The organism is Ihubacter sp. rT4E-8, assembly GCF_049852125.1.
Classification (GTDB): Bacteria; Bacillota; Clostridia; order Peptostreptococcales; family Anaerovoracaceae; genus Senimuribacter.
Genome location: NZ_CP187532.1, coordinates 805,510 through 829,316, shown reverse-complemented (window position 1 = coordinate 829,316; position 23,807 = coordinate 805,510). Strand labels below are relative to the sequence as shown.

Sequence of the window (23,807 nt, the reverse complement as noted above, 5' to 3'; positions counted from 1 at the left end):
CAACTCCTCCGTTTCTCTTATTCACCTTTCGGCTTGTACACTTTTCGATTATCCAAGGTCCATATCCGGTCTGAAAACTCTCCCGGCGTCACGCCTCTAAGCGCATCTTCCATATCAAACATTCTCGCATCCAGAATATCCAGATAATGCAGAACCTCTGCTTCCGGAAACAGGGGTTTCTTCGGACTGCCAAACTCCGGTTCATAGTGATGAGACAGGATCATGTGTTCCAACATCAAAGTCTTTTCTTCTGAGAACCCTAATTCCCGGCAAGTGCGATCCAGAAACTTTACTCCCTGAACCAAATGACCCAAAAGCTGTCCTTCAAAGGAATATCCTGGAGAAATACCATATGCATTAGACTGTATTTCGTTTAATTTTTCGATATCATGAAGAATTACTCCAGCCGCAACCAAGTCACGGTTTAAATTCTCATAGACCTCACAGACTCTTAGACCGGTCATCAACATTCTTTTTACATGATACAGCAAACCGCCATACTCCGCGTGATGATTTCTGGTTGCCGCAGGGTAATACAGCAAACGTTCTTTGTTATCAGCTAAAACCTTCGTGCATAACCGGCGTAAATCCTGATCCTCCATAGCTTCAGCCGTCCCATAGATAAAGGCATACATATCTTCTGATGGTTCTGGCGCCGTCTTAATATAGTCAGATACATCCAGACCGTCTTCCTGATTGCTCATACGAATTCGTCCGATTCTCAACTGTGTCTGTCCCTGCCAATCTGTGACCTGCGCCCTTACCTTGATAATATCTCCTTCTTTAATCGCCGCCAGCATTGGCGCTTCATGTTCAGAAATATCCCATTTTTTGGAATTTACCTCTCCTGTTTTGTCACCTAATAAAACGTCAAAATACTGCTTTTTATTAGAACCTACCTTGATACCGGCGCTCTTAACCATAAAAAAATCTGTTATTTCGGTCTGTCCGTGCAGGTCCGCCGCATAAAATTGTTTCATTCATTACACCCCATTAAAAAAATCACTATACTGATTATACAACAAATTTGCAAATTAGTATAGTGATTTCATTGTGAACTTATTTTCCCTTACTTCGCTCGTCTCAGTGCCACGGAAGCCTTAAACAAATCTCCATCGATGGAAATCTCAAAGGATCCATTCATCAAATTGGTTAGATCCTTCGCAATAGACAACCCCAAACCGCTTCCTTCTGTATTCCTGGATTCGTCACCGCGTTTAAACCGTTCCATCAATTCATCGGCGCTGATATTTAACTGTTCTTTAGACATATTCTTGATTTCAAGGACAATCATATTGCCCCCCCTTTCCAGAATATCCATATATACCCTGCTACCGGGCAAAGCGTATTTACTTACATTAACCAGTAAGTTCTCAATAACCCGCCACAAAAGCTGTCCGTCCGCCATGACAAACACGTCGTCTGTTTTATTAGTGAAAATAATCTCCAGATTGCTGGATGCCAGACGTTCCTCTAATTCAGCCAGCGCCTGATTAACAATTGAGGTCATTTCAATTTTTTCTATTTCTACAGGTATTGCTCCACTGGATGCTTTCGCCGCTTCAAAGAGATCCTCTGTCAGCTTTTGTAAGCGTCGAGTCTTCTCATCAATAATCGCCAAATACTGCGGCGCGTTTTCACTGTCTAAACCTTCGTTTTTCAACAAATCCACATAAGTCAACATGGATGTCAACGGCGTTTTCAGATCATGGGACACATTAGAAATCAGATCTGTTTTCATCCTCTGATTCTTTAATTCATTTTGTACGGCAATAGATGTTGCCGCGGATATTTCATTGATATCCATAGCCAATCTATCCAGCTCTCCATGATCGGTAACTGGAATCTTGTAATCCAGATTTCCCGATTTGACCTCTCTGACCCCCTCTTTTATTGCCGCGTATTTACGAGCGTATTTTGGCACGAAGATAAAGATCAATACCAGAACCGGTATCAAAAGAAACCAAGTTGCTGACAACAGACTTCCCGCTACCATAACGATCATCATTTTCCAAAACACATCGTCGCTGGCTTTTGCCGCCTCATAAATATACCAGGCAAATCTGCCGATGATTGTATTCTTCCAGAAGGCCCTCGCCTTCAGCTTCTTTACAATCGAAAGCAATACCAAAAGCGTAAAACTTACCAGAAGAATCAATCCCGAAATAATGAGAAAGTTTTCCAGCCACTGGGGCTCAAATCCCGATGCATAGACCTGATGCCAATCTAAATACTCCTTTTGCTGCGCTTCTGTTAACATCTCAAACCGGTCCGCAAACCATGGGTTGCCAACCAACGCATCTATTACAGCCATGCAAATCATGAAGACACAACACCCGGATACAATGCCCGCTGTCAGTTGTAAATCCGTAAATATACGATCGAACCAGTTAAGCTCAATCTGACCCTTTTCATTTCGCTCTCCTGTCATCCACATACTAACAATCAAGGTGACAATAGCTGTAAAAAAGGCGATCACTTCAAACATCCACAGCCTTGATATCTCGGCATCCAAAGCGTCTATACTTTCATGCCAGCTACCATTAAGATGATAGAGCAGCGCCAACATGCATCCCAAAACCACAGCCGCGCATACAGAAACAACACACACACTATTACTCACACACAGGACAGCTTTTCTACTGCTTTTCAATTTTGTATCCAATTCCCCACACCACCTTTAAATATCTTGGATTTTTCGGATTAATTTCTATCTTTTCCCTGATCCTACGAATGTGAACCGCCACAGTATTTTCCGGATTATAAGCTGGTTCGTTCCAAACGCTTTCATAAATCTGCTCCATAGAAAATACTTTTCCTGCATTCTGCGTCAATAGCTTCAAAATGCCGAATTCGGTGGGCGTGACGGTGACGTACTGTCCGTCCACCTTTACGGTCTTTTCCTCGTCATCAACCTCTAACCCCCCTGTCTTATAGACGCCATTCTTTTTTTCCATGCTGCCCAGATCCACATAGCGTCTCAGCTGAGACTTTACCCGGGCGATAAGCTCCAGCGGATTGAAGGGCTTTGTGATATAATCGTCTGCACCGACATTCAGACCTGTGATTTTATCATAATCCTCTGACTTAGCCGACAGCATGATAATCGGAATGTTTTTTTCCTCCCGAATTTTCATCGTTGCCTGCATGCCGTCCATCTTTGGCATCATCACGTCCATGATAATCAAATGAACCTGTTTATCTCTGGCCGTGTTCAGCGCTTCTACCCCATCAAAAGCTTTGAACACAGTGTACCCCTCGTTTCTCAGATAAATCTCTATCGCCCCAGCGATCTCCTTGTCATCATCACAAACTAAAATGTTCATGCGCCCTTCTCCTTTCGTCTACAGCTATAGAATACCGCTTAATTATTACAAAGCGGCGGTGGTGTTTCTTACAAAATCCTTAATAAATTGTAGCAGGACATGCTTTGCATGTCAAATACTGATCCCATATTCTCAGCTGCCATGACTACAGTGAACAAAAACCGTCATGGCAGGAAATCCGCCCAGCGCATTTTGTATGGGCCAACGAGCCTGAATTCGAAAAATACAAGATGGAATTGAAATAGATTACAAAAAAAGGCTGAAGCACAATGAAAAAGCACTGTGTTTCAGTCTTTTACCTTACGCGTCTCTATCCCAGCAGCGCAATGCCAAAGGGCAGCCAAAGCGGGACAACAAAAGTTAGAATCGTTCCGCTGATTAAGGCAACCACGGAAAGCTCCGGCCCTACAAAACGGCTAACCGGCACAAGCATGGTATCCATACATCCCGCCGCGCCGGAGGCGATAGGACTGCCTTTGCTAATTTTTATCAGAATCGGCAGCAGCGAAACGGTCAATACATCTCGAAGAATATTGACAATAAATCCATATGTTCCGGCTTCAATTCCAAAGGAATCCGTCAAAAAAGCGCCTGTCAGACTGTAGTACCCCATTCCGCTGGCAGATAGCACTGACCAGCTGACCGGCATGCTTAGCAGCCATCCCGCAAGAAAACCTCCGACCAGACACCCTGCAAAAATAGCCGCCGGCATAAAAACAATTCTAAGTCCCAGTCTTCGAATGTAGCCAAATACTTGTTTATTGGAAGCAAGGCTCACTCCCACACCGGTATAAAGAAATATAAGGGAAACTGTCAGAGCTGTATCCAACCAGGCGGTATTTCGGTTCTGCATCCAGAAGAAGCCGATCACAATACCGATCGCGATACATCCTGGCATAACAAAAATCAGCGGTGAAACATGGTTTCTACCGCCGTCTTCTTCCGGCATTTCCGAAAACGCCGTGTCTGAAACCCTTTGCTCGTCCATCATCTGCAACCGGATTTTTTCAAGGGGCATTACGGTCTTTTCACAGAACCAGACAAGACCTACACTACAGCAGATAGCTGCAAAGGATATCACAATGCATTGAACTCCAATCTTCCCTAAATTCTCCATAACGCCGTCGCTGACACCGATATTCAGACCGATTACCAGCATCAGCGCCACCAGCGCCAGGTTCATCAGCCAATCAAAGGCTTTCAGCGCCACTGTCGGCAAACCGCGCCAATTGACGGCGGTTCCTACAGCCAGACAAATAAAGGGTACATAGATGTTCATAACAACCTCCCGAGGTTTAACGATTGACTGCGGCCTGCAGCACCTGATTAGCAATAGGACCTGCTACGGAACTGCCGTAGCCCCCGTTTTCTACGCAAACGATAAAAGCGTACGGTGCATTCTTGTTCTTGATAAATCCTGTAAACCACGCGTTAGGCTCACGTCCATAAACTTCAGCGGTACCGGATTTAGCGTAAATGTCCAGACCTGGGAAATTACCGTCTCCATAACTGACTGTCACGTTATTTTTCATCATATTCTGGAGCTTCTTTGCCGTGGATGTTTTGATCATTCTTTCGGTCTCAGAAGGGCCGGACAATGCTGAATGAATTAAGCGAGGTTCTACACTGATTCCATTTCTGGCGATTGCCCCCATATATACCAACATGGAACACGGGTTCAGCTGGTCGTTATACTGCCCGATACCCGCCCAGGCCAGATTTAATGGCGCCTCGTGAGGAAACTCGAATTCCCCACGGGAATTTTTTATTCCGTCAATATCATAAGCCGCAGTAAGCCCCAGCTTTTCCACATAGCTTTCCATCAAAGTGCCTCCGACCCGCTGTGCCAACTCCGCGAAAGCGCAATTGCAAGAAACGGCCAGCGCACGATCAAAATCCACCGTGCCATGGGCAGCTGTACAAGTAATTTTTTCTCCATTGATATAATTTACGCCGGCGCAGGTGTAACTCCATGTATCCAAATCGTCCAGATTTTCAATGGCGGCTGCTGAAGTAACCAGTTTAAAGATGGAGCCTGGAATCAGGTTTGCGGACAAAAACTTATTAATGTACAAGCCCGATGTATCATCTTCGGCCACCTGCGGTGGGTTTTCCGGATCAAAGCCGGGCGAGCTGACCATGCAAATGATCTCCCCGGTTTCATAATTATATACGCCTACTAAACCATCTCTGCCGCCTAAGGCTTCGTATGCTGCTCTGCATACCTCCGCGTCGATGGTCAATGTCAGTTCATTACCCTTTCCTGTAATACTGTACGTGCCCGTTAGCAGGTTATATCCTACTAGGCGGCTTTTAAACGCGCTTCTGGCAGCTGTCGCAATATTTCCATCCATATCACCTACAGCATGCACCGTGGCGCGGCGAATGGATTCATCCTTATTGTATCGAACCTTTCCATTTTTGTTTCTGGCAAGAAGCTTTCCGTTGACATCATAAATCGTTCCGATAGATAATCGGCCTTCACTGTAGATATGCTGATTCACATAGAAGGTCGCCCAGTCGCTGCCCTTTGTCACAAAGCGATAGGTAAACACACAGATACCCAAAAACAGCACTGCTGCCATAGTCAGGCAGATGATCGCACGCTTCTCTAATTTCTTCATAACTCGTCATCCCCTTTCTCCAGTTTCAGTCCCTTTTCCGATAAGCTGATCGCTATGCTGGCATTCTGCCTCGTATCAGCAGCCTTCAGAAACGCGAGCAGCCCCCATGAGGCGATCATACTCGTACCGCCGTTGGATACGAAGGGGAACGTTACACCTGTCAGCGGGAATAAATCGACAGAGCCGAATACATTGAGTATCGTCTGGAACAGATACATAGACATGGCGGAACATGCGCCGATTGTATAGAAGGTAGACCTTCCTGCCCATATAGATCTGACAGCAAAAATGGACAGCGTAATAATAGATAGCACTGCCAGCAAGGCTACAATCAGACCCCACTCCTCGATGAGCAGCCCAAAGACAAGGTCTGTATCAGACGCGCCCACCTGATTGAGCCATCCGTTACCCGCGCCAACGCCGACCATACCGCCGCTGGCCGCCGCCGTCATAGTTCGTGTCTGTTGATACCCAAGCCCCTCGGCATAATCCCATACGTTTCCCCACACCGCAAAACGCTCCGCAATATAAGCTTTGAACTTGAGCACGATCAATCCGCCCGCGAAAGCAACACCGACCAACAGAATCAGCTTTGTAAAATCGCCGCTTCTGAGGAAGGAAATGACCAAAAAGGTAACAAAGAAGATAATCGCTGTTCCGAAGTCTCCCATGAGCGCTAGACAGCAGAAACAAAATCCAGAAAAAACAGTAAAAATTAATGAATTCTTTTTCTCGAAGAGTTCGTTCAAAGAAGCCGCACCTACCCATATGTATGCAAGTTTCACAATTTCTGACGGCTGCATGGAAAAACCGCCGATCTCTACCCAGTTCGCCGCGCCGAATTTGGTGGTACCAAATACAAGATTGAAAATCAAAAGGCCTGCCGCCCCTATATACATCAAATTACGGATAGCTTTAGCACGCTTCAGGTTTCGCAAATAGGCGCACATAAATACAAACAACGCCACACCCATGCCCACGGCTATGAACTGTTTAAAAACGGCCTCCGGATAGCAGGTTGCCGTTACAGCCAGGCTCAGCGTCGAAAGAAAGAATGCAATCGTTTCCATCTCAAAACCCTTCCGGCGCATGGATCGCAGTAAAATTACATATGACCACATTAGAATACAGATACCCAAAAATGCTATGACAATGGAACTGTTAAACGCCTTGCCTAAGGCGAATTTTAACTGCAGCAGCGTCATGATCTGAAAGATAGTCAGAGCGATTAAAGACGGCCATGGAGACAGCAGAATCGTATCCATCTTCCTTAGCTGAATATTGTTGCGTCTTTCTTCCAGGCTGATGGGAAATAACGTGCACTGCGTCATACCAATATTCAATTCATCTCCTGGCTTCAGCTCCGCAGATCTGCCTTTTTTAATCTTATGTCCGTTAATATATGCTCCATTTTTAGAACCGAGATCAGTATAGAACCACGTACCCTTGTCATCCCTTGTCAAAGTCCCGTGATTTCTGGAAACGGCCGGATCTTCTACGCTGATGTCACAGCTCTTTGAGCGGCCGATCACATTTTCCCAATGGGTAATTGGAATGTTTTCTCCATTATTTATATGCAAATACGCCCAGACCTCCGAAGGATTCTTGGATCTGAGCAAGGATAAAATTGATTTCAGCAATATAAACACGGCCAGAAAAATAAAAATCCATCTTGCCACAGCCGTATATAGCAGTCCGTCTTCCCCCGCGATCTTCGCCACATCCTCCGCATTGCTGAAAAGCCCACCGAGGAACCTGCCGATATCGTGAAAAATGTTCTGTATCGCATTGATTATACTGTCCATAAATATCCCCTTTTTATTATTTTAATCGATACACATCAAGTATACCACACTCTTGTCAAATGTAAAAGCCCCCGTTCACAGCCAAAACCTGCCCTGTAATGTATGAGGCGTCCTCTGACGCCAGAAAGCAAATAGCCTTTGCGACTTCCTCAGCGGCTCCCAACCGTCCTAAAGGAATATCCTCTGCCAAAGCCTTCATGTCATTTGGGCTATAGCATGCATTCATATCAGTATCTATAACCCCCGGCGCTACAGCATTAACTCGTATACCTGACGGAGCCAATTCCTTTGCAAGTGATTTTGCCAGACCCAAAATTGACGACTTGGAAGCCGCGTAAATACTTTCACATGACGCGCCAGTCTGTCCCCAAACGGAGGAAAGCATAACGATACTTCCGGATTCTTTGTTTATCATTGGCTGAACAATCTCACTCGTCACATTGATTATTCCTCCTAGGTTGACGTTAAAAACCTGCTTCCAATGGCTCTCATCTTCATCTATAAAGAGACCTTCTCTACTGATCCCGGCATTGAGAACTAGACAATCAAAGGCAGATATACCTAAATATATGCGTGCGTTCTTCACCGCCTCCGCCACAGCCTTCCGGCAAGATACATCACAACAAATTCCTATAGCTCCCGTTTCCTCCGCAACCATCTGCGCCTGCCGCTCATGTTCTTTATAAAAAAATGCTGCGGCATAACCCCTCGCTGTAAACTCTCTGACAGCGGCAGCGCCTATACCTCGAGAGCCGCCTGTGATTAGAACTGTTTTCTTCATTATTATATATCTCCCTCCGAAAAAGAAAAAACTTCAATTCCGTTACATATTTTTATTGCTATGTATAAAAATACATTGGGACAAGCCCAATGTATTTTTCTTTGCTTATATTTCTGGCGCATAGTATTAACTATAATCTTAGAAACTAATTCCGAGATTCTCAGATTATTTTCACCTATATTTTACTATATTTTTGGAGATTTGTCAAAGAATTTCGAGAAATAACTTCAAAAAAAATGAGAAAATCCGGTAAATATAAATAAGTCTTTATCCTTATTTTTTATTTTTATATCAAATTCACGATTTGCTTGTTTACAAAGAACTTTTTTGGTGTTAGAATATGTCCTCAGTGAATGAAAGTTGAGGTAATTTGATATGACTAGTTATTATTTTCTACTAACGGTCGCGGTTATCATTCTGTCGACAAAGTTTTTAGGAAGCCTTTCTGAGAAGGTCAACATGCCGCAAGTTGTCGGCGCACTTCTGGCTGGCGTTATTTTAGGGCCATCTGTCCTGGGATTAGTTGGCGAAACGGATTTTCTCGCTAAATCAGCAGAAATCGGCGTTATCCTGCTCATGTTCATCGCAGGTCTGGATACCGATGTTAATGAAATAAAGAAGAATAGCGTTTCATTGGTAGTTATCGCTTCCATGGGCGTTTTATTGCCGCTAATCGGCGGCGCTGCATGCTATTATTTCTATTTCCATGTGGATTCATCTGATTTCAATCAGGTTCTTTGCGCTGTCTTCATGGGTGTTATTTTGACGGCCACCTCCGTCAGCATAACCGTAGAAGCGCTTCGTGAAATGGGCAAACTGAACGGACCTGTAGGCAATGCTATTTTAGGCGCTGCCGTCTTGGACGATATTATAGGCATCATTATCCTAACTATAGTTACCAGTCTGAAAGACCCATCCATCAGTATCGTCACCATCCTGATCAAAATCGGTCTGTACCTGGTCTTCATGACAGTCATAGCAATTGTTCTGCAGGCTACCAGATCCACCATAGACGGTCTGAAGGACAAGCGTCGAATTTCCATATATATCATGGCCTTTGTTCTGATCATCTCCTTTGTGTCAGAGCAGTATTTTGGTATCGCCGATATTACCGGCGCTTATCTCCTTGGATTATTCCTGTCCACCTACGAAGTTAAGTCTGACATCGCACGTAAAATGACAGTACCAAGCTATATGTTCTTCTCACCGATATTCTTCGCAAGTATCGGTATCAAGACAGAATTAAACGGCATGACCACCAGCATGTGGATCTTCTCCCTGTTAATCCTGGTTATCGCGGTCCTCACCAAGATTCTTGGATGCGGCTTGGGCGCAAGAATATGTAAATATACTAATCATGAATCACTATGTATCGGCATCGGCATGATCTCCCGTGGCGAAGTCGCTCTGATCGTGGCTCAAAAAGGCTATAATATGGGCCTGCTCAACGGTCAGCTTTTCTCGCCGGTAGTTCTCGTAGTTATTGTCACTACGATTATCACACCGATATTGCTAAAAAAGGTCATGCGCTAGCCCTTCCATTAAAAGGTCTTCGCTCTGATTAGTTCATACTTGAAAAAGAAGCACTGAAGTTCAACGCTACAGTGCTTCTCTTATTGTTACTCAAAGAATTATTTATCCCATCATACTTCTTTTACTGGATGGCGAATCACGGTTCGCAGCCGCTCCGGCTTTGCTCTCCTTGGATCACTCAAATATATTTCATGATGTCGTCGCTGATCAGAAAAATCCAGCAAAAGTCCCTTCTCCAATGCAAACTGATCCATGCTCTCAATGGTAGCAGGTTCATCATCATATGGACCGATATGCATACACTGCACACACAAGCCTTCCGCAAAAGAAAGGAACTCTGCTTTCGAGAAATCAGTTTTCTTCTTTGCCGACGCTTCTTCTACCGCCCACTGAAACACTTCTTCCGTTGCAAATTCAGGCAGCCGTATCATAGAAATCCATTGGAAGTCGTTTTTACGTCCATAATCCACGCCGCAAATCCCCTCCTGCCACCAAAGGCCTTCAAGAGGCGGCACAACATAAGGGAAATATCCTTCAATCTCTCTACTGCCCTTATAACTCATCTTAATAGTAAAAGATACACCGTACAAAATGTTTAACGCTCGCTGATATTGTCCATCTTCGACATTGGGATTTCCCCGGCCTCGTACCGCAACAAAATTCATGGCCGGAACATCTATGATTTCCGGCTTCTTCGGCGGCAGATAAAATTCTTTATATTCCTTTTTATAATCAAATGCCATTGTTTTCTTCTCCCCCATATCATGTAGCTTTAGATTTATCTTATTATAATCCTTCTTCACCTCTCTGTCTAGTAAGAAAAGCCGCAGGACATTCTGCGATCATCTAGCATGAGAAAACAAAGAATACTTAAGTCTGACACCTTTTTTCCTTCTAATCAATTTTAAAACATTGACATTGCACGATATGCGCAGTAAAATTTAGAGTAGATAATTGGATTGTTTTTGCATATATTCAGCAGTAGTTCTCAATGAGCCCTGCCCTCTGCATGCAGTCATCCTACTTTTAGACCCGAAAAACCACATGATAGGGAGGATATTTATTTATGTACCATTGTCATATACGGTTCTACCTGATCGGCTGTCAACGCCGGATATGGAAACAGCTAAAAGAAGTCTCACCTTTTGAACACTTTACACATGAATTCCTTGAAAGTGAGAAGCCCGAAGAATCGTTAGCTGCAAAGGCCGACGTTATTTTAGTTGATTTACCGGAGACCGACCTGTCAAACGCTTTACAGCTATTGATAAAATGGAAGCAGGCGGAATCACAACTAATCCTTTTGACTGACATATTGCAGATTGAAAATTCAACAAATTGGTTTTCTAACATTACAGATATCTGGCCCAAATCCATGCCTGACACTCTGCTCCAGTTCCACATTAAAAAATGGTATCGTGGATACAAAGAAAAAAAGGATGCATGGCAAACTAAACAATATCTGGAAACTACCATTAACAGCACCCCGGATTTGATCTGGTATAAAGATAAGAGCGGTATTCACAAGAAGGTCAATGACAGTTTTTGCAAAACAGTTAACAAAACTAAATCCCAGGTCGAAGGACGTGGTCACGCCTACATCTGGGATGTGGAAAAGGACGACCCCGCCTGTATCGAATCCGAACGTATCGTCATGGAAACCCAGAAAACGTGCGTCTCTGAAGAAACAATTCTCAGCAGCGGCGAAATTAAAATTCTGACTACATATAAATCGCCATTATACGATTTGGATGGAAGCGTCATGGGCACCATGGGTATCGGCATCGATATCACCCAAGAGCGAGCTTACGCTGATGAACTCATTCAACAAAATCAAACGTTAGAAATGTTGTTCACCACTATGGACTGCGGCATTATGTGCCACAGTTTAGACGGTTCTCATATTATCAGCATCAATAAAGCGGCGCTGCGCATTTTAGGATACGATTCCGAAAAGGAGTTGGTCGAAGATGGATTTGATTTGGTTGCCGCCTCTGTTTTCGCCGAAGATAAAAAGAGACTGCAAAAATCTATTCGTTCTCTCAAAAATGAGGGTGATAATGTCAGTGTAGACTACCGCGTAAGACACGCTGACGGCGAAGTTCTCTATGTTACCGGTAACATCAAACTGATTCAGGAAAACGGTCAGCTCTATTACCAACGCTATCTCTTAGACCGTACTGCGCAAAAGCTGCAGGAGGATCGGGAACGCTTAGAAGATAAACGCCGCCAGATGGAGCTGGTTCACGCTCTCAGTATCGAGTATGTCCTCGTCTGCTTCTTTGATCTGGATACAGGCGCCGGCAAAGTCCTTCGTATTGGCGAATGTAAAAATGATATTATGACAACGATCTTCAACGGCGATCTGGTTCTGGAAGATTGTCTTGGGCAATATATAGCGGACAGTATTCATGAAGAAGATAAAGAAGCCTTCAGACTTGTATCTTCCAAAGAACATCTGGAAAAAGAGCTTTCGAAAAAGGATATGTGCTATATCAATTACCGCACAACCTGCTGCGGTGAAATCAGATATTTTCAGATGAAAGCGGTTCGGGCAGGAAATTGGAACGAAAGCAGAAGCATTGTACTGGGATTCCGTTGTCTGGATGAGGAAATGCGCGACGAGCGCGAAAAAAAAGCTCTGCTTGAAGACGCTCTTTCACAGGCAAACCGCGCTAACAAAGCAAAGAGTACCTTCCTATCCAACATGTCTCACGACATTCGTACGCCGATGAACGCAATCATTGGATTCACAGCTCTTGCAATCACCCACATCGACCATAAAGAGCAGGTTGCAGAATATCTGAAAAAAATCATGACCTCCGGAAATCATTTACTGAGTCTGATCAACGACGTGCTGGATATGAGCCGGATAGAAAGCGGCAAAATTCATCTGGAAGAACAGCCCTGCAGTTTGCCGGAAATTCTTCACGAACTGCACAACATTATACAGGCAGATGTTAACGCGAAACAGCTAGATCTATATTTGGACGCTATCGATATCGAAAATGAGGAAATCTGCTGTGACCGCCTGCGATTAAATCAAGTGCTTCTAAACCTTTTGAGCAACTCGATTAAGTACACTGGTGCCGGGGGTACAGTTAGTCTGAAGGTGATCGAAAAACCAGGCGCCGCGCCAGGCTTCGCAAACTTTGAATTTCACATCAAAGATAACGGCATTGGAATGAAGGAAGACTTTGTAGCTCACATCTTCGAGCCTTTTGAGCGGGAACGCAATTCTACCAGTAGCGGTATTCAAGGGACAGGGCTCGGTATGGCAATTACTAAAAATATTGTCGATATGATGAACGGTACTATCGAAGTAAAAAGTCAGCATGGCGTTGGCACAGAGGTCATTGTCGCACTTACCTTCCGTCTTCATCACCAGGGTAAAAAAGAACCCGTTCCCATTCCTGAGCTAAATGGTCTCCGGGCGCTGGTTGTAGATGACGACTACAACACTTGCGACAGCGTGTCCTGTATGCTGCAGCAAATCGGACTACGGGCAGAATGGACTTTGTCAGGAAAAGAAGCCGTTCTGCGTACGCGTCAATCTGTTTCCAGAAATGATCACTATTTCGTCTACATCATCGACTGGCTTCTGCCTGACATGAATGGAATTGAGGTAGCCAGAAGAATCCGACAGGAGACTGGAAGAAATGTACCGATTATAGTTTTGACTGCGTATGATTGGTCTGACATTGAAGATGAAGCGAGAGAAGCAGGCGTAACCGCATTCTGCAGCAAACCGCTGTTCTTCTCTGAACTGCGCGGTTGTCTACATTCGCTTGTCAGCCGCGATCAAAAGGATTCCGACGACATCAGTACGCCGGAAGTTCTACGTGACGGACACATTTTGCTCGTTGAAGACAATGAATTAAATCAGGAAATCGCCGTAGCTATCCTAGAAGAAGCAGGCCTCACTGTGGACGTCGCTGAAAACGGCCGGGTCGCAATTGATATGCTGCTGGCATCTACACCGGGATACTACCAACTGATCCTGATGGACATTCAAATGCCTGTAATGAACGGTTATGACGCTGCCAAAGCAATTCGAAAACTGGAAAACAAGGAATACTCCGACATTCCGATTATCGCAATGACAGCTAATGCCTTTGACGAGGACAAACGGGAAGCCCTCAAATGCGGCATGAACGGTCATATAGCCAAACCGATCGACATAGAGGTGCTCTTAGAAGCATTAGATGAAATGCTAGCCGTAAAAGAATCATAAAACTAACCAAAAACATGGAATAAAAGCAAAAGAGCTAACTGGCTTTATCGAAAACCAGCTGGCTCTTTTTAAATTCTCTCCCGGTGAATATATTATTTCTCACTCAATCCTTCAAGCTCCAGACATAATTTATCTACAGCAGCAAAATCATTTCTTTTAAACGCGGATGTAATATGTGTCTCTAATTCCTGTCTTTTCTTATCTGTTTCTAAATATTTTTGATCAAAATATTTATCATACGCCTTCCTTCGGAAGTTTCTGATGCGCATACGTCGTATTGTATGGTCTTCTACAAAAAGCACATAATCTGCACAGCCTGCAACGAGATAGAAGTCGTGACTGACCATAAGTACAGTCCCTTTATATTCAGAAACAGCCTTTTCTAAAGCGAGCTGTGCATATATATCCAAGTGACTTGTCGGCTCGTCGAGAATCAGAAATTCTGCATCGGAATTTGCAACCAAAGCAATCTGAAGCAGGTTCTGTTCACCGCCCGAAAGCTGTCCTACCCTTTGATCCAAGAGATCCTCCTCAAGACAAAGCTTCGCAAGATATGCCCCGGTGCTTCTCCTTGTATGAAATCCCTGGTCCTGCATAACCTGAAATACCGTCTTTTTTTCATCAATAAGCTCACCCTGAAGCTGCGACAGGCATGCGAAGCTAGTATTTTCGTCCATATGAATGGAAGGATGATTGTTCGTCAGAATATCGCGGATCAAAGTAGTTTTGCCTGTACCGTTCGCCCCAACAAAGGCAATCTTTTCTCCAGCAAGAAGTGTGAAGCTTACATTCCGCAGCAGATCCTTATCGAATGACGGCTGATAATCCTTAACGCTTAATACAGTTCTTCCTTCTTCAGGTTCAACATCTGGCAAAACAATCTCAGGCGTGCGGACTTCGATAAACGGAGCCTTTATCTGTCTTGCAATCAGACGGTTCAGCTGTGACTGCTTTGCATTTACAGATCTCCCAATAACGGGATTTACCAAAACCGTCGCTCTCTTACGAAGAATTTCAACCATTTCTTCAGTGCGTTCAATTTCTTCCTGTTCTTCTAAATTCTGAAGCCTAAGCTTTAATTTTTCTCTCAAAATGGAACAACGGTACTCTGTATAGTTTCCATCATATTCCTGCATATCGCCGTTTTCCAGGTGCAAAATCTTGTTGAAACAATGATTCAGCAAATATCTGCTATGGGTTATCACCAACAAAGTTCCCCTGTATTCGTTGATCAGCTGACAGAGACCATTTAAGTTTGCAAAATCCAGGAATACATCCGGCTCGTCCAAAATAAGAAGATTGGGAGACAGCAGCATTTCCCGCATAATCTGCAGCAGCTTATATTCTCCGCCGCTGACCTGCGACAGCATGGTTCCCTCCAAATCACTCATTCGCGCCACATGAAGCTGCTTGCGGATATTGCTTTCATAATTGCCGCCGTCCATAGCTTCATTCATATCTAAAAGCGCCTGGTATCTTTCACATACAGTTTCCACATCCTCTGAAACTGCCATTTCCTCACAAACCGCAGCAATTTTCTCTTGGTTCTCTAAGAATTTTTGGCTGAGATATTCAAAAACAGTGCATTCCTGCAATTTATCTCTAATGCTGAACTGACTGGCATATCCGATTCTACAGCTTTCATCTTTGATGATCTTTCCATCAAAAAGATATTCATCCGGACGGATCAGCATGTCGGCAAGGATTGATTTACCTGTACCGTTGCTTCCAATCAGAGCACAGTGCTGTCCTGTTTCAAGGGTAAATGAAATCTCGTGATATAGATCCTTTGCCGGAAAACCATAGGAAAGTTTTTCTACTCGAATCATTTTTTTGATCCCCTTATCTGCTAAATAATTTCCTTATTAAAATGTCCTCTCGTATCGGTTTCCCTGCGGAACAGTGTGTCGGCACAGGAACCCTGCAGCTTTCCAATTGCAGCCTTTGCAATCTGTTCCACTTCTTCCGCAGACTCAATGGTAAAATTGAGCCGGAACGCCTCAACCCCTTCGATGGACGGCATTTCATCCAAAAGATTCAAAATCTTTCCATTGAGAATGGTCGTCGCACAGTCCGCAGAAGACAGCACAGGGAAGACGCCGTATTCATCCTTCAGTTCATAGGATTTGGTCTTGCAGATGCCGCATTGTCCCATCTTTTTCATCGGACAGTATTTGGTAAACATCAGCGGCGCGCGGCCGTATACGATCATTTCCAGCGCCGGATACCCGTCGTTTTCTGCCTCATAAGCGTCAAGCAATTCGCCCAGCTGTTTTCTGTTCAGTTCGTAGGACAAGGTGACCCTCTTTGCCCCCAAACTGTAAAGCTTGCGACAACTTTCCGCATTGACCACGTTCATCGAATAGTCCGTCACGAAAGGATTATGATTTCTATAATAATAGATGCCGCCGTAACCGCCGATCAACAGTTCCCCTTCCCGCCGTTCATAGGAAATTTGATTTCTTCGGATGATATTGTCAAAATAGATTTCTTTGACACCGCACTTCACGCAGGCGTCGTACTGTTCTTTCGTAGTAACCGATGCTGTGATATATGGTTTCCTCTGCGCAAAGGATATTTTTTCTTTCGCTTCCGGCGTTTTCGTCCGTCTCTTTTTTTCGGCAAGCTTGGCATCGTACAACGCCTCCACAATGGCTCTCCTCGCCTGATTCAGCATCTTGACCGGAATAAAGGCGTTGTACGCCTCAAATTCCACATCCCCTGCCGCGAAAATCGTATCGCCTAGCTTGCTGAGCTGTTTTACGACCTGCTCCTTTGTAGTCGGATTTTTTGCCGCTTCCTCCAAAGTTTCCTCACTCTCGTAAAGATATCTGCATCCAAGTCCTTCCGCGTCGATAACCAGCGCTGCGCCGGGATAGGCATAGACCTTCATGTTCAGTGGAAAACGCCGAAATTCTTTTTCCAAATTCTTTTCCAGTTCTTTATAGAAGTGATAGTCCTTGGTCTTATATACCACATCGCCTACGGAAAGCTTTTCTTTGAGTTTGATATAGCAGGTTCTGTCTGCGCGGCTGATCAGCATGCCGTCTCTGTCATACAGCTTGACCACAGACAGGTTCACGTCCTCGCCATCATGATCGATTCTGATGATATCGTTCTGGTTCAGCGCTCTGGTCAAAGAGATTTCGTACATGCCAGCGCGAAATGCCGATATGGTTCCAATCTCATAGCCGTAATTGTTGGGTTTGTCGATGTTGGTCAGGTCTTTCGGGTCTTCGTGAAACAGATAGCCTTTGGTAAAGGTTCTATTGAAGGTCTTTTTCAAATCGTCTTTTTCTTCCGTGGTAACCCGATTATCCAGAGCCTCTCTGTATTTTGCCACTACATTTGCCACATACGCAGGCTCTTTCATCCTGCCTTCTATTTTCAGGGAATCGATTTCTTTCAGATCCGCAATACGATCGATGGTGTTGAGATCTTTGGTGGACAGCAAATAGCCGCATCCCAGCGATTCTCCCGTTTCTCTGTCGAGAAGCTCATAAGGCTTGCGGCAGGAGCCTACACATCTGCCCCGGTTTCCGCTGCGGTATCCGATCAGTCCAGACATCAGACAGTTGCCGGAATAGGACACGCACAGCGCGCCGTGGACAAAGATTTCAAGCGGAATCTTCGCGGCCTTTCTGATTTCCTTAACTGTTTCGATGGGTACTTCTCGAGAAAGCACTACACGGTCTGCCCCCATCTCCTTAAAAAGCAGCGTGCCTTCTAAATCGTCAATGCCCATCTGCGTGGAGCAATGCACCTCCATATCCTCAAAATGACTGGCGATATAGTCAAATACAGCCAAATCCTGCACGATAACGCCGTCTACGCCCATTTCGTTCAGCATATAAAGCTGCGCTTTCATTGCTTCTATTTCATCTTCAAAAACGATGGTATTCATCGTCACATAAATTTTCACATTTCGAAGGTGCGCATATCTGACCGCCTCAGAAAGGAGCGCCGCATCGAAGTTGGATGAATACGCGCGGGCGCCGAATTTCTGCATCCCCAGATAAACGGCATCACAACCGTTAGAAACCGCTGCCTTCAATGCCTCCATATCTCCTGCCGGCGCTAATAGTTCTGTCACTCCCGTACCTCCTGTCGTTTCTTTGTTTTCAGATGTATGTATTATACCATGACGATTCCTCTGAATATAGAATCGCAAGTCATGATTCAATGAACGCTTCCTTGCGGCAACGCCGTTACAATCATTCGCGTTCATTATACCATAAGCACTAACCTCTGTCTTCGCCTCTCGGCTCGCCAATCGCTAAGTGCTCTGGGCATCTGTTACACATCGGTTCTGTCTTCGCTTTCAGCTCGCCAATCACCGTGTGTAGACATTATACCATAATCTAAAGGTGAATGCTTTATATTTCGTAATCTATACAAAGCCTAGCTTCAATGTATGGTCGTATGTATGTATCCGCTATGGTATTATGGTCCGGATTGACCGCATATCCTGTCAATGCATCGGCGTCTTCAAAGGTGGTATCCAACATCATGTCCGCATTGGATGTAGGCAGTTTATCAATCTGTACATGAATATCTATCATACCAGGGATTTTACCGGATAAGTTTTCCAGTCCTGCTTTTACCAGTCTGATCTGCTCCTCTTTAGCCGCTTCCGGCATATCCTTCAGCTTCCATAAAATCATATGCTTTATCATAAAAGTCCTCCTGTCGTTGAATTTTTTACTAAAACAGTATAACATAAATTGGGACAAAAGTCGAAAAAACGTTGTTTACAAAAGTACTCCCCATTATCTCTCCTTTTCTGTTAAAATAGATAATTTGTATCATAAAAGACTGGAGGAAAAGTAAACGAAATTATCCTCTTGTATATCACTTTTTCGAATGTTACCCATTGTATGTAGACTTATTGTATTCTTCGTCATACCATACATAATGGAGGTTTATAAGTATGGACATTGTAAAAGTTTTTGGAACAAACGTGAAACGTTATCGGCAGGCGTTGGATATATCTCAAGAAGCCTTTGCCGAGAAATGTGGTCTTCACAGAACATATATTAGTGCAATTGAATGCTATCGCAGAAGTATATCACTTGAAAATATTCAACGTATAGCTGATGCACTTGAAATTGAAACATACAAACTATTTTTGGAGGACTGAGCATGGCACGCAGAAAAACATACAGTAACCTAAATAAAGTGGGGCAATATCGTCCCGCTCATGTGGACGGACAAACTCTTTACAAAGTATTTCAATGCCTTAACCCCGATTGCACGGAAATAATTACCGTCAAAAAAGATGATATTGACGAAGATTATTCTATCGCATGCCCCCAATGCGGATATGAACATTATTCGGGAGGTGAACAGCACTTGTTTGATTTTTCTATGGATGTTAATGATGACAATGGTGATGCTGTCTCTGTGCAAGAAGGCGAATTCGTTGTCTCCCATGATGAATACATCGAAAATACCGCACTCTATAAATATTGTTTGATTTGTAATACGTTGAAACCCATTGAGTGTTTCCATAAACATGCTGTATTGAAGTCTGGGAGACAGGGCGAATGTATTATGTGCAAAACCAATTATAATGCCATCAAAAATGGAACCAGAACTTCCGATCAGCACTTTGAATCTTCTCAGAAAAGGCGTCTCTTAATAGAAGTTGCTGGTGCAACTCGTGTGAGCCGCAAGGCGATTGAACAAAAGTATGGACTTAAATGCTTTAATTGTGGCAAAGATTTGAGTGGCGTAACAGCAAACAAGGAAAAGCCTATAGATCACACTCTGCCTGTTTACTATTTATGGCCTGCAACAACCGACTCCGGTACGTTACTCTGCCATGATTGCAACGGCAATAAGACAGGTAAATGGCCTTCTGAATTTTATAGCGATGCCAAGCTGCACCAATTAGCAGTATATACAGGCTTTGATTATCATTTGCTGGCAGGAGCACCACAGTACAATCCAGAAGCACTTAGAAGATTGCAAAATCCAACTGATGTTGATGACTTGCTTGCGAAGAACTCCGGGCATAAAAACGAAGTATGTAAATTGAGAAATCGTATTCTTGCCGATACAGGCATCGATTTCTTCAAGTTTGCGACAGCACTATCCGAAACTTGGATAACCTATGCCGATTCACTCATAAAATAAATTATGCAAATGAGGCGAGACGTTAATCCCGCCTCATTTTTTTTGCAAAAACAAATACTGATGTTCTACTGTTACACCTTTGTCCTTAATGCCATGTTTTTCAATTGTGCTAACATCTTCTCCAGCAAAATAAACAATATCAAACCAAGGCTCAGCACGCTTTGAAAGTTCAACGCCCATATCTATGTTCTTAGTCTTACCAAGGTGTAAAATTATTTTTCCATTGTCGTTTAGGACATCGTGGCACATTTCAAAGAAACTGTAGTAAAGATCGAAGTTTTTTTCTTGTGATTTATCCAAAAATTTCTCATCAGCTTCTTTATAATCTTTCGGCTCCCACCCACAAAGCCACAGACGCATCCAGTTTTGCATGTAAAACCGAATAGAGTCTGCAAAAGGTGGTGAACAAATTACAAAATCTGCTTTAATGCTTTTTTCCGTCAAATCTCTGTAATTACCATATATAGCGCTACCTTGCGTTACTTCTATTTGTCCAAGCTTGGCATAGCTTGTATTAACTTTCTGAACAATTTTGTCAATTACACTTTTGTATTCAAAATCTCCCGTGGGTGCATACGGTGTTAATGGATGAGAACGTCTTGAAAGAGCATAGGGTCTATTCCCGTGTAGCACATGTAAGAGTGCAGAAAAGACCATTGCTTCCTCAGCAGAAACCGAGGGAAGTCTATTAAGAAAAAAATCCCTTGCACACAGAATTTCTTTATATGTCTCACACTCGAAATACTGTGGAAGTTTCCCATTGAAACCAAAGTCTTCATACTCCGTAATGGATCGAAAGTTTTTGTTCTTCTTGATGTATTCATCTAGTTGACATATAACCTTTTGGGCACCACTATAATTAGGCTTTTCCAGTTTAGCTTTGGTAACAACATACGCCAATTCGCTTAAATCATTTCCAATTCCTATTCTCCCCTGTAGGCAAGCCTCAAAAGGAATCGTCCCTACTCCACATAATGGATCTAAAACCACATCACTTTCACTCGTAAATTCGTAAATAAGCCAATGCGCTATCGCTGGTTTTAATTTTCCGTGGTAGGAACAAAGCGAATGCCAAGGATGCCCCCAATTTCTATTTCCGTATGGCGATTGTTTATATGGTAGACGAGAAACAAATTCTTCTGCCTTTTCTCTAAATGCTTTATCCATTATTTCTCCAATCTGTACCTAAGTAATCTTTGTGATAAAACCATGCCATTCTTAGAACGTCTTTCTCGCAATATTTCTTCATCATATAAAGAAAACCCATATTGGGCGCATATGCTTGAAAGGATTTGATGTGTCGGAATGTGTACACCAGCAAATTGCGAATCTCCAATATCCATTGTAAATAAACCGCCGGACTTGATAGATATGCTCAATTTTTGAATAACCATATCCATATCTCTGAAATAGCCTGCTACCATTTTAGGAATACGTTCGTCATAAGAAACCGGCCGCAGCAGTTCTATATAAGGCTCTACTACCGGCAAAATTGTATCTGTATGAGTGCGTTTAGAAACACTGTTAATTCCAGCTACAATACCCTTTGAATGGAAATTAGGCAAATCATTTTCGCTCGATATAAAGCCATTAAGCTTAAGTTCCAATTTTGTGTTGCGAATGTAATTCGTTCCATTAAGATATGGTGGTGAAGTGACAACACAATCAAATGTATCAACATAATCATTATCACGAGCATCTTCGCTAACTTTTGTCGTACCACATTTGATTATGGTTTTATGATGTTGAATATCGAAAATGATTTCGTTCAGTTTATCAGCAAAACATTCAAGTACGTTTTCTTCTCGGTATTCCTTCTCCGTTGCATAACGAAGATCTCCACGTCTTATCATTTTTGAAACTTTAACAACAATGGCACTCAACGCCAGGGAAAGAATGTCCTTAACTGATTCATCGTTTTCTTTAGAAATGAGGTCTTTTATGGTAAGCAATTCGTTTAATTGTTTTACCCCAAAGAACTTTTCAAAACCGTTCCAAGACTCATAATTGGCCACCTTGATTGTTTTAACTAACGAAAGATATTCAATCAATTTTCTAACCACAGTATCTTCATCCAATTTTAGTACACCATTAATCTTTGTCTCAATGACAGTTTGCATAAAAGGATTTGATTCGCTATAAAAAGACTTTATACCGTGAGTTGCCGCAACAAGGGAAGTCGTTCCTGTACCACAAAAGGGATCATATATCGTTTCGATATCTGGGTTCAATGCGAGAAGCATCTTTAATTCTTCAATAATTAAACAAGAAGAGTATCCTTCTACATAAGAATACCATCTATGTATTGGTTCATTTTTATTTAGCGAGAATGTTCCGCCTTTTTCTCTAATTAAAGAATTCATCATTATTCTCCTTGGGGTGATTCAGCCGTAAATATCAAAATATTTTCTATAAAACAAACTAAAGCACAGCAAATCTTCTCCAAAGTCTCAAGTGAGACTAATTCATTTCTTCCCAATTCAGCAATCGCATCTGTGCTGATTTTTACCGCTCACCGCAACTCATATGTTTATCAATTAACAATTCCCAAATTTAGAGTAATATACACCATGTATAATTACAATTGATTTGACACCCTGTCCATAGAAAAAGCGATAGGATCTGTTAGAATGTTAATCACCACAAAAAACTTATCTGAACGGAAACCTATCACCATCAGTATTTTAACACAAACCCAACGATATTTGTCACATGAAATTTCTACTCGCTTTTATGTGCAGAATTATTCCCACTCGTCAAATTCAAATGTATTGTAGCATATTTACAGTGATCTGGCAAATAAAATATTCGCTTATTTGTTAGTATTTCATCCATTATTTTTGATTGCAACTTTTCTTAGTATCAAAATAGTATCAGAGAAAAATCGGCTGGAGAGTGAGTAATATTACCCATATTATAGCCTAAATGAGCAACTTAATCATAATGAGACAAGGATTTTCTTCGTCCCACATTTCGGTTAGTGTTAATAGCGGCTCAAACCCAACGCTTACATAAAATCGCCGTGTTCTCTCATATAGCTCAAAATCGACAGTATCGCTTAATGTTTTAACGACAGCATACTTACATCCATTGTTAATAAAAAACGCTTCCACTTCACTTTAGAGCATCTTTCCAATACCACTATGCTGATATTCAGGAAGCACCCCACATACAAAAATATCACCAGTATGGCTATAATGTATCTTGACAGAAAAGAAGCCCACGCATTGATTATTTTGATTGAAGGCAACCCAATAAGGAAACTTTTTCACTTTCTCTACATAGTCATCTAAGGCTGTTTTGCTTCCGAATCAATCTGGTAACTGCTCAAGCACTGCTCTTGTAAAAGATGATTTTCTTTCTTCT

Annotated in this window: 19 protein-coding genes; 4 read left to right on the top strand and 15 right to left on the bottom strand. The window is 43.0% G+C overall.

Annotated elements, in window-relative coordinates:
* Positions 1 to 17: 17 nt before the first annotated feature.
* From ACPW7J_RS04090 to ymfI, 7 genes are all read right to left on the bottom strand, one after another.
* A complete protein-coding gene (locus tag ACPW7J_RS04090) occupies positions 18 to 980 on the bottom strand; it encodes a 3'-5' exoribonuclease YhaM family protein (protein ID WP_425756751.1) in 963 nt (320 codons plus the stop codon).
* Between the two features lie 89 nt (positions 981 to 1,069).
* On the bottom strand, positions 1,070 to 2,665 hold the full coding sequence (locus tag ACPW7J_RS04085; RefSeq protein ID WP_425756749.1) for a HAMP domain-containing sensor histidine kinase: 1,596 nt from the start codon (positions 2,663 to 2,665) through the stop codon (positions 1,070 to 1,072).
* The gene (locus tag ACPW7J_RS04080) at positions 2,640 to 3,326 is read right to left on the bottom strand and encodes a response regulator transcription factor (protein WP_425756747.1); all 687 of its coding nucleotides are present in this window, start codon (positions 3,324 to 3,326) and stop codon (positions 2,640 to 2,642) included. Before ACPW7J_RS04080 ends, ACPW7J_RS04085 begins: the two co-directional genes overlap by 26 nt.
* Positions 3,327 to 3,636: 310 nt before the next feature.
* On the bottom strand, positions 3,637 to 4,605 hold the full coding sequence (locus ACPW7J_RS04075; protein WP_425756745.1) for a lysine exporter LysO family protein: 969 nt from the start codon (positions 4,603 to 4,605) through the stop codon (positions 3,637 to 3,639).
* 16 nt (positions 4,606 to 4,621) lie between these two features.
* The gene (locus tag ACPW7J_RS04070) at positions 4,622 to 5,950 is read right to left on the bottom strand and encodes a penicillin-binding transpeptidase domain-containing protein (RefSeq protein WP_425756743.1); all 1,329 of its coding nucleotides are present in this window, start codon (positions 5,948 to 5,950) and stop codon (positions 4,622 to 4,624) included.
* Positions 5,947 to 7,755: an FtsW/RodA/SpoVE family cell cycle protein gene (locus tag ACPW7J_RS04065; RefSeq protein ID WP_202623894.1), complete on the bottom strand. Its 1,809-nt coding sequence runs from the start codon at positions 7,753 to 7,755 to the stop codon at positions 5,947 to 5,949. The genes ACPW7J_RS04070 and ACPW7J_RS04065 overlap by 4 nt, the downstream gene beginning before the upstream one ends.
* A gap of 55 nt (positions 7,756 to 7,810) precedes the next feature.
* Positions 7,811 to 8,536 (bottom strand): elongation factor P 5-aminopentanone reductase, encoded by a 726-nt coding sequence (gene ymfI / locus ACPW7J_RS04060; RefSeq protein ID WP_425756740.1) that lies wholly within the window; start codon positions 8,534 to 8,536, stop codon positions 7,811 to 7,813.
* A gap of 375 nt (positions 8,537 to 8,911) precedes the next feature.
* On the opposite strand from ymfI, the gene ACPW7J_RS04055 reads away from it, so the two are divergent.
* On the top strand, positions 8,912 to 10,069 hold the full coding sequence (locus ACPW7J_RS04055; protein ID WP_161873673.1) for a cation:proton antiporter: 1,158 nt from the start codon (positions 8,912 to 8,914) through the stop codon (positions 10,067 to 10,069).
* 110 nt (positions 10,070 to 10,179) lie between these two features.
* Here the strand turns inward: ACPW7J_RS04055 and ACPW7J_RS04050 are convergent, their stop codons facing one another.
* Positions 10,180 to 10,812, bottom strand: coding sequence for a GyrI-like domain-containing protein (locus ACPW7J_RS04050; protein WP_425756738.1), 633 nt, complete (start codon positions 10,810 to 10,812; stop codon positions 10,180 to 10,182).
* Positions 10,813 to 11,135: 323 nt separating this feature from the next.
* On the opposite strand from ACPW7J_RS04050, the gene ACPW7J_RS04045 reads away from it, so the two are divergent.
* The gene (locus ACPW7J_RS04045) at positions 11,136 to 14,303 is read left to right on the top strand and encodes a response regulator (RefSeq protein WP_425756736.1); all 3,168 of its coding nucleotides are present in this window, start codon (positions 11,136 to 11,138) and stop codon (positions 14,301 to 14,303) included.
* 92 nt (positions 14,304 to 14,395) lie between these two features.
* Here ACPW7J_RS04045 and ACPW7J_RS04040 read toward each other — a convergent pair whose 3' ends face one another.
* The 3 genes from ACPW7J_RS04040 to ACPW7J_RS04030 form a co-directional block, all read right to left on the bottom strand.
* The gene (locus ACPW7J_RS04040) at positions 14,396 to 16,132 is read right to left on the bottom strand and encodes an ATP-binding cassette domain-containing protein (RefSeq protein ID WP_425756734.1); all 1,737 of its coding nucleotides are present in this window, start codon (positions 16,130 to 16,132) and stop codon (positions 14,396 to 14,398) included.
* A 20-nt stretch (positions 16,133 to 16,152) separates the two neighbouring features.
* Positions 16,153 to 18,396 (bottom strand): DUF3656 domain-containing U32 family peptidase, encoded by a 2,244-nt coding sequence (locus tag ACPW7J_RS04035; RefSeq protein WP_425756732.1) that lies wholly within the window; start codon positions 18,394 to 18,396, stop codon positions 16,153 to 16,155.
* Positions 18,397 to 18,679: 283 nt separating this feature from the next.
* A complete protein-coding gene (locus tag ACPW7J_RS04030) occupies positions 18,680 to 18,979 on the bottom strand; it encodes a Dabb family protein (protein ID WP_425756730.1) in 300 nt (99 codons plus the stop codon).
* A gap of 254 nt (positions 18,980 to 19,233) precedes the next feature.
* Between ACPW7J_RS04030 and ACPW7J_RS04025 the strand changes: the two genes are divergently transcribed.
* Both ACPW7J_RS04025 and ACPW7J_RS04020 read left to right on the top strand, forming a co-directional pair.
* On the top strand, positions 19,234 to 19,443 hold the full coding sequence (locus ACPW7J_RS04025) for a helix-turn-helix domain-containing protein (protein WP_161873667.1): 210 nt from the start codon (positions 19,234 to 19,236) through the stop codon (positions 19,441 to 19,443).
* Positions 19,444 to 19,445: 2 nt separating this feature from the next.
* Positions 19,446 to 20,441 carry a hypothetical protein gene (locus tag ACPW7J_RS04020; protein WP_161873666.1) on the top strand — a complete coding sequence of 332 codons (996 nt, stop codon included), beginning with the start codon at positions 19,446 to 19,448 and terminating at the stop codon, positions 20,439 to 20,441.
* A 33-nt stretch (positions 20,442 to 20,474) separates the two neighbouring features.
* Here ACPW7J_RS04020 and ACPW7J_RS04015 read toward each other — a convergent pair whose 3' ends face one another.
* The 4 genes from ACPW7J_RS04015 to ACPW7J_RS04000 form a co-directional block, all read right to left on the bottom strand.
* Entirely contained in the window at positions 20,475 to 21,608 is a 1,134-nt protein-coding gene (locus ACPW7J_RS04015) for a hypothetical protein (protein ID WP_425756728.1), read from the bottom strand.
* The gene (locus ACPW7J_RS04010) at positions 21,608 to 22,807 is read right to left on the bottom strand and encodes a hypothetical protein (RefSeq protein WP_425756726.1); all 1,200 of its coding nucleotides are present in this window, start codon (positions 22,805 to 22,807) and stop codon (positions 21,608 to 21,610) included. Before ACPW7J_RS04010 ends, ACPW7J_RS04015 begins: the two co-directional genes overlap by 1 nt.
* Positions 22,807 to 22,920 (bottom strand): helix-turn-helix domain-containing protein, encoded by a 114-nt coding sequence (locus tag ACPW7J_RS04005; RefSeq protein ID WP_424959383.1) that lies wholly within the window; start codon positions 22,918 to 22,920, stop codon positions 22,807 to 22,809. Before ACPW7J_RS04005 ends, ACPW7J_RS04010 begins: the two co-directional genes overlap by 1 nt.
* A gap of 640 nt (positions 22,921 to 23,560) precedes the next feature.
* Positions 23,561 to 23,665 (bottom strand): hypothetical protein, encoded by a 105-nt coding sequence (locus ACPW7J_RS04000; RefSeq protein WP_425757495.1) that lies wholly within the window; start codon positions 23,663 to 23,665, stop codon positions 23,561 to 23,563.
* Positions 23,666 to 23,807 lie beyond the last annotated feature (142 nt).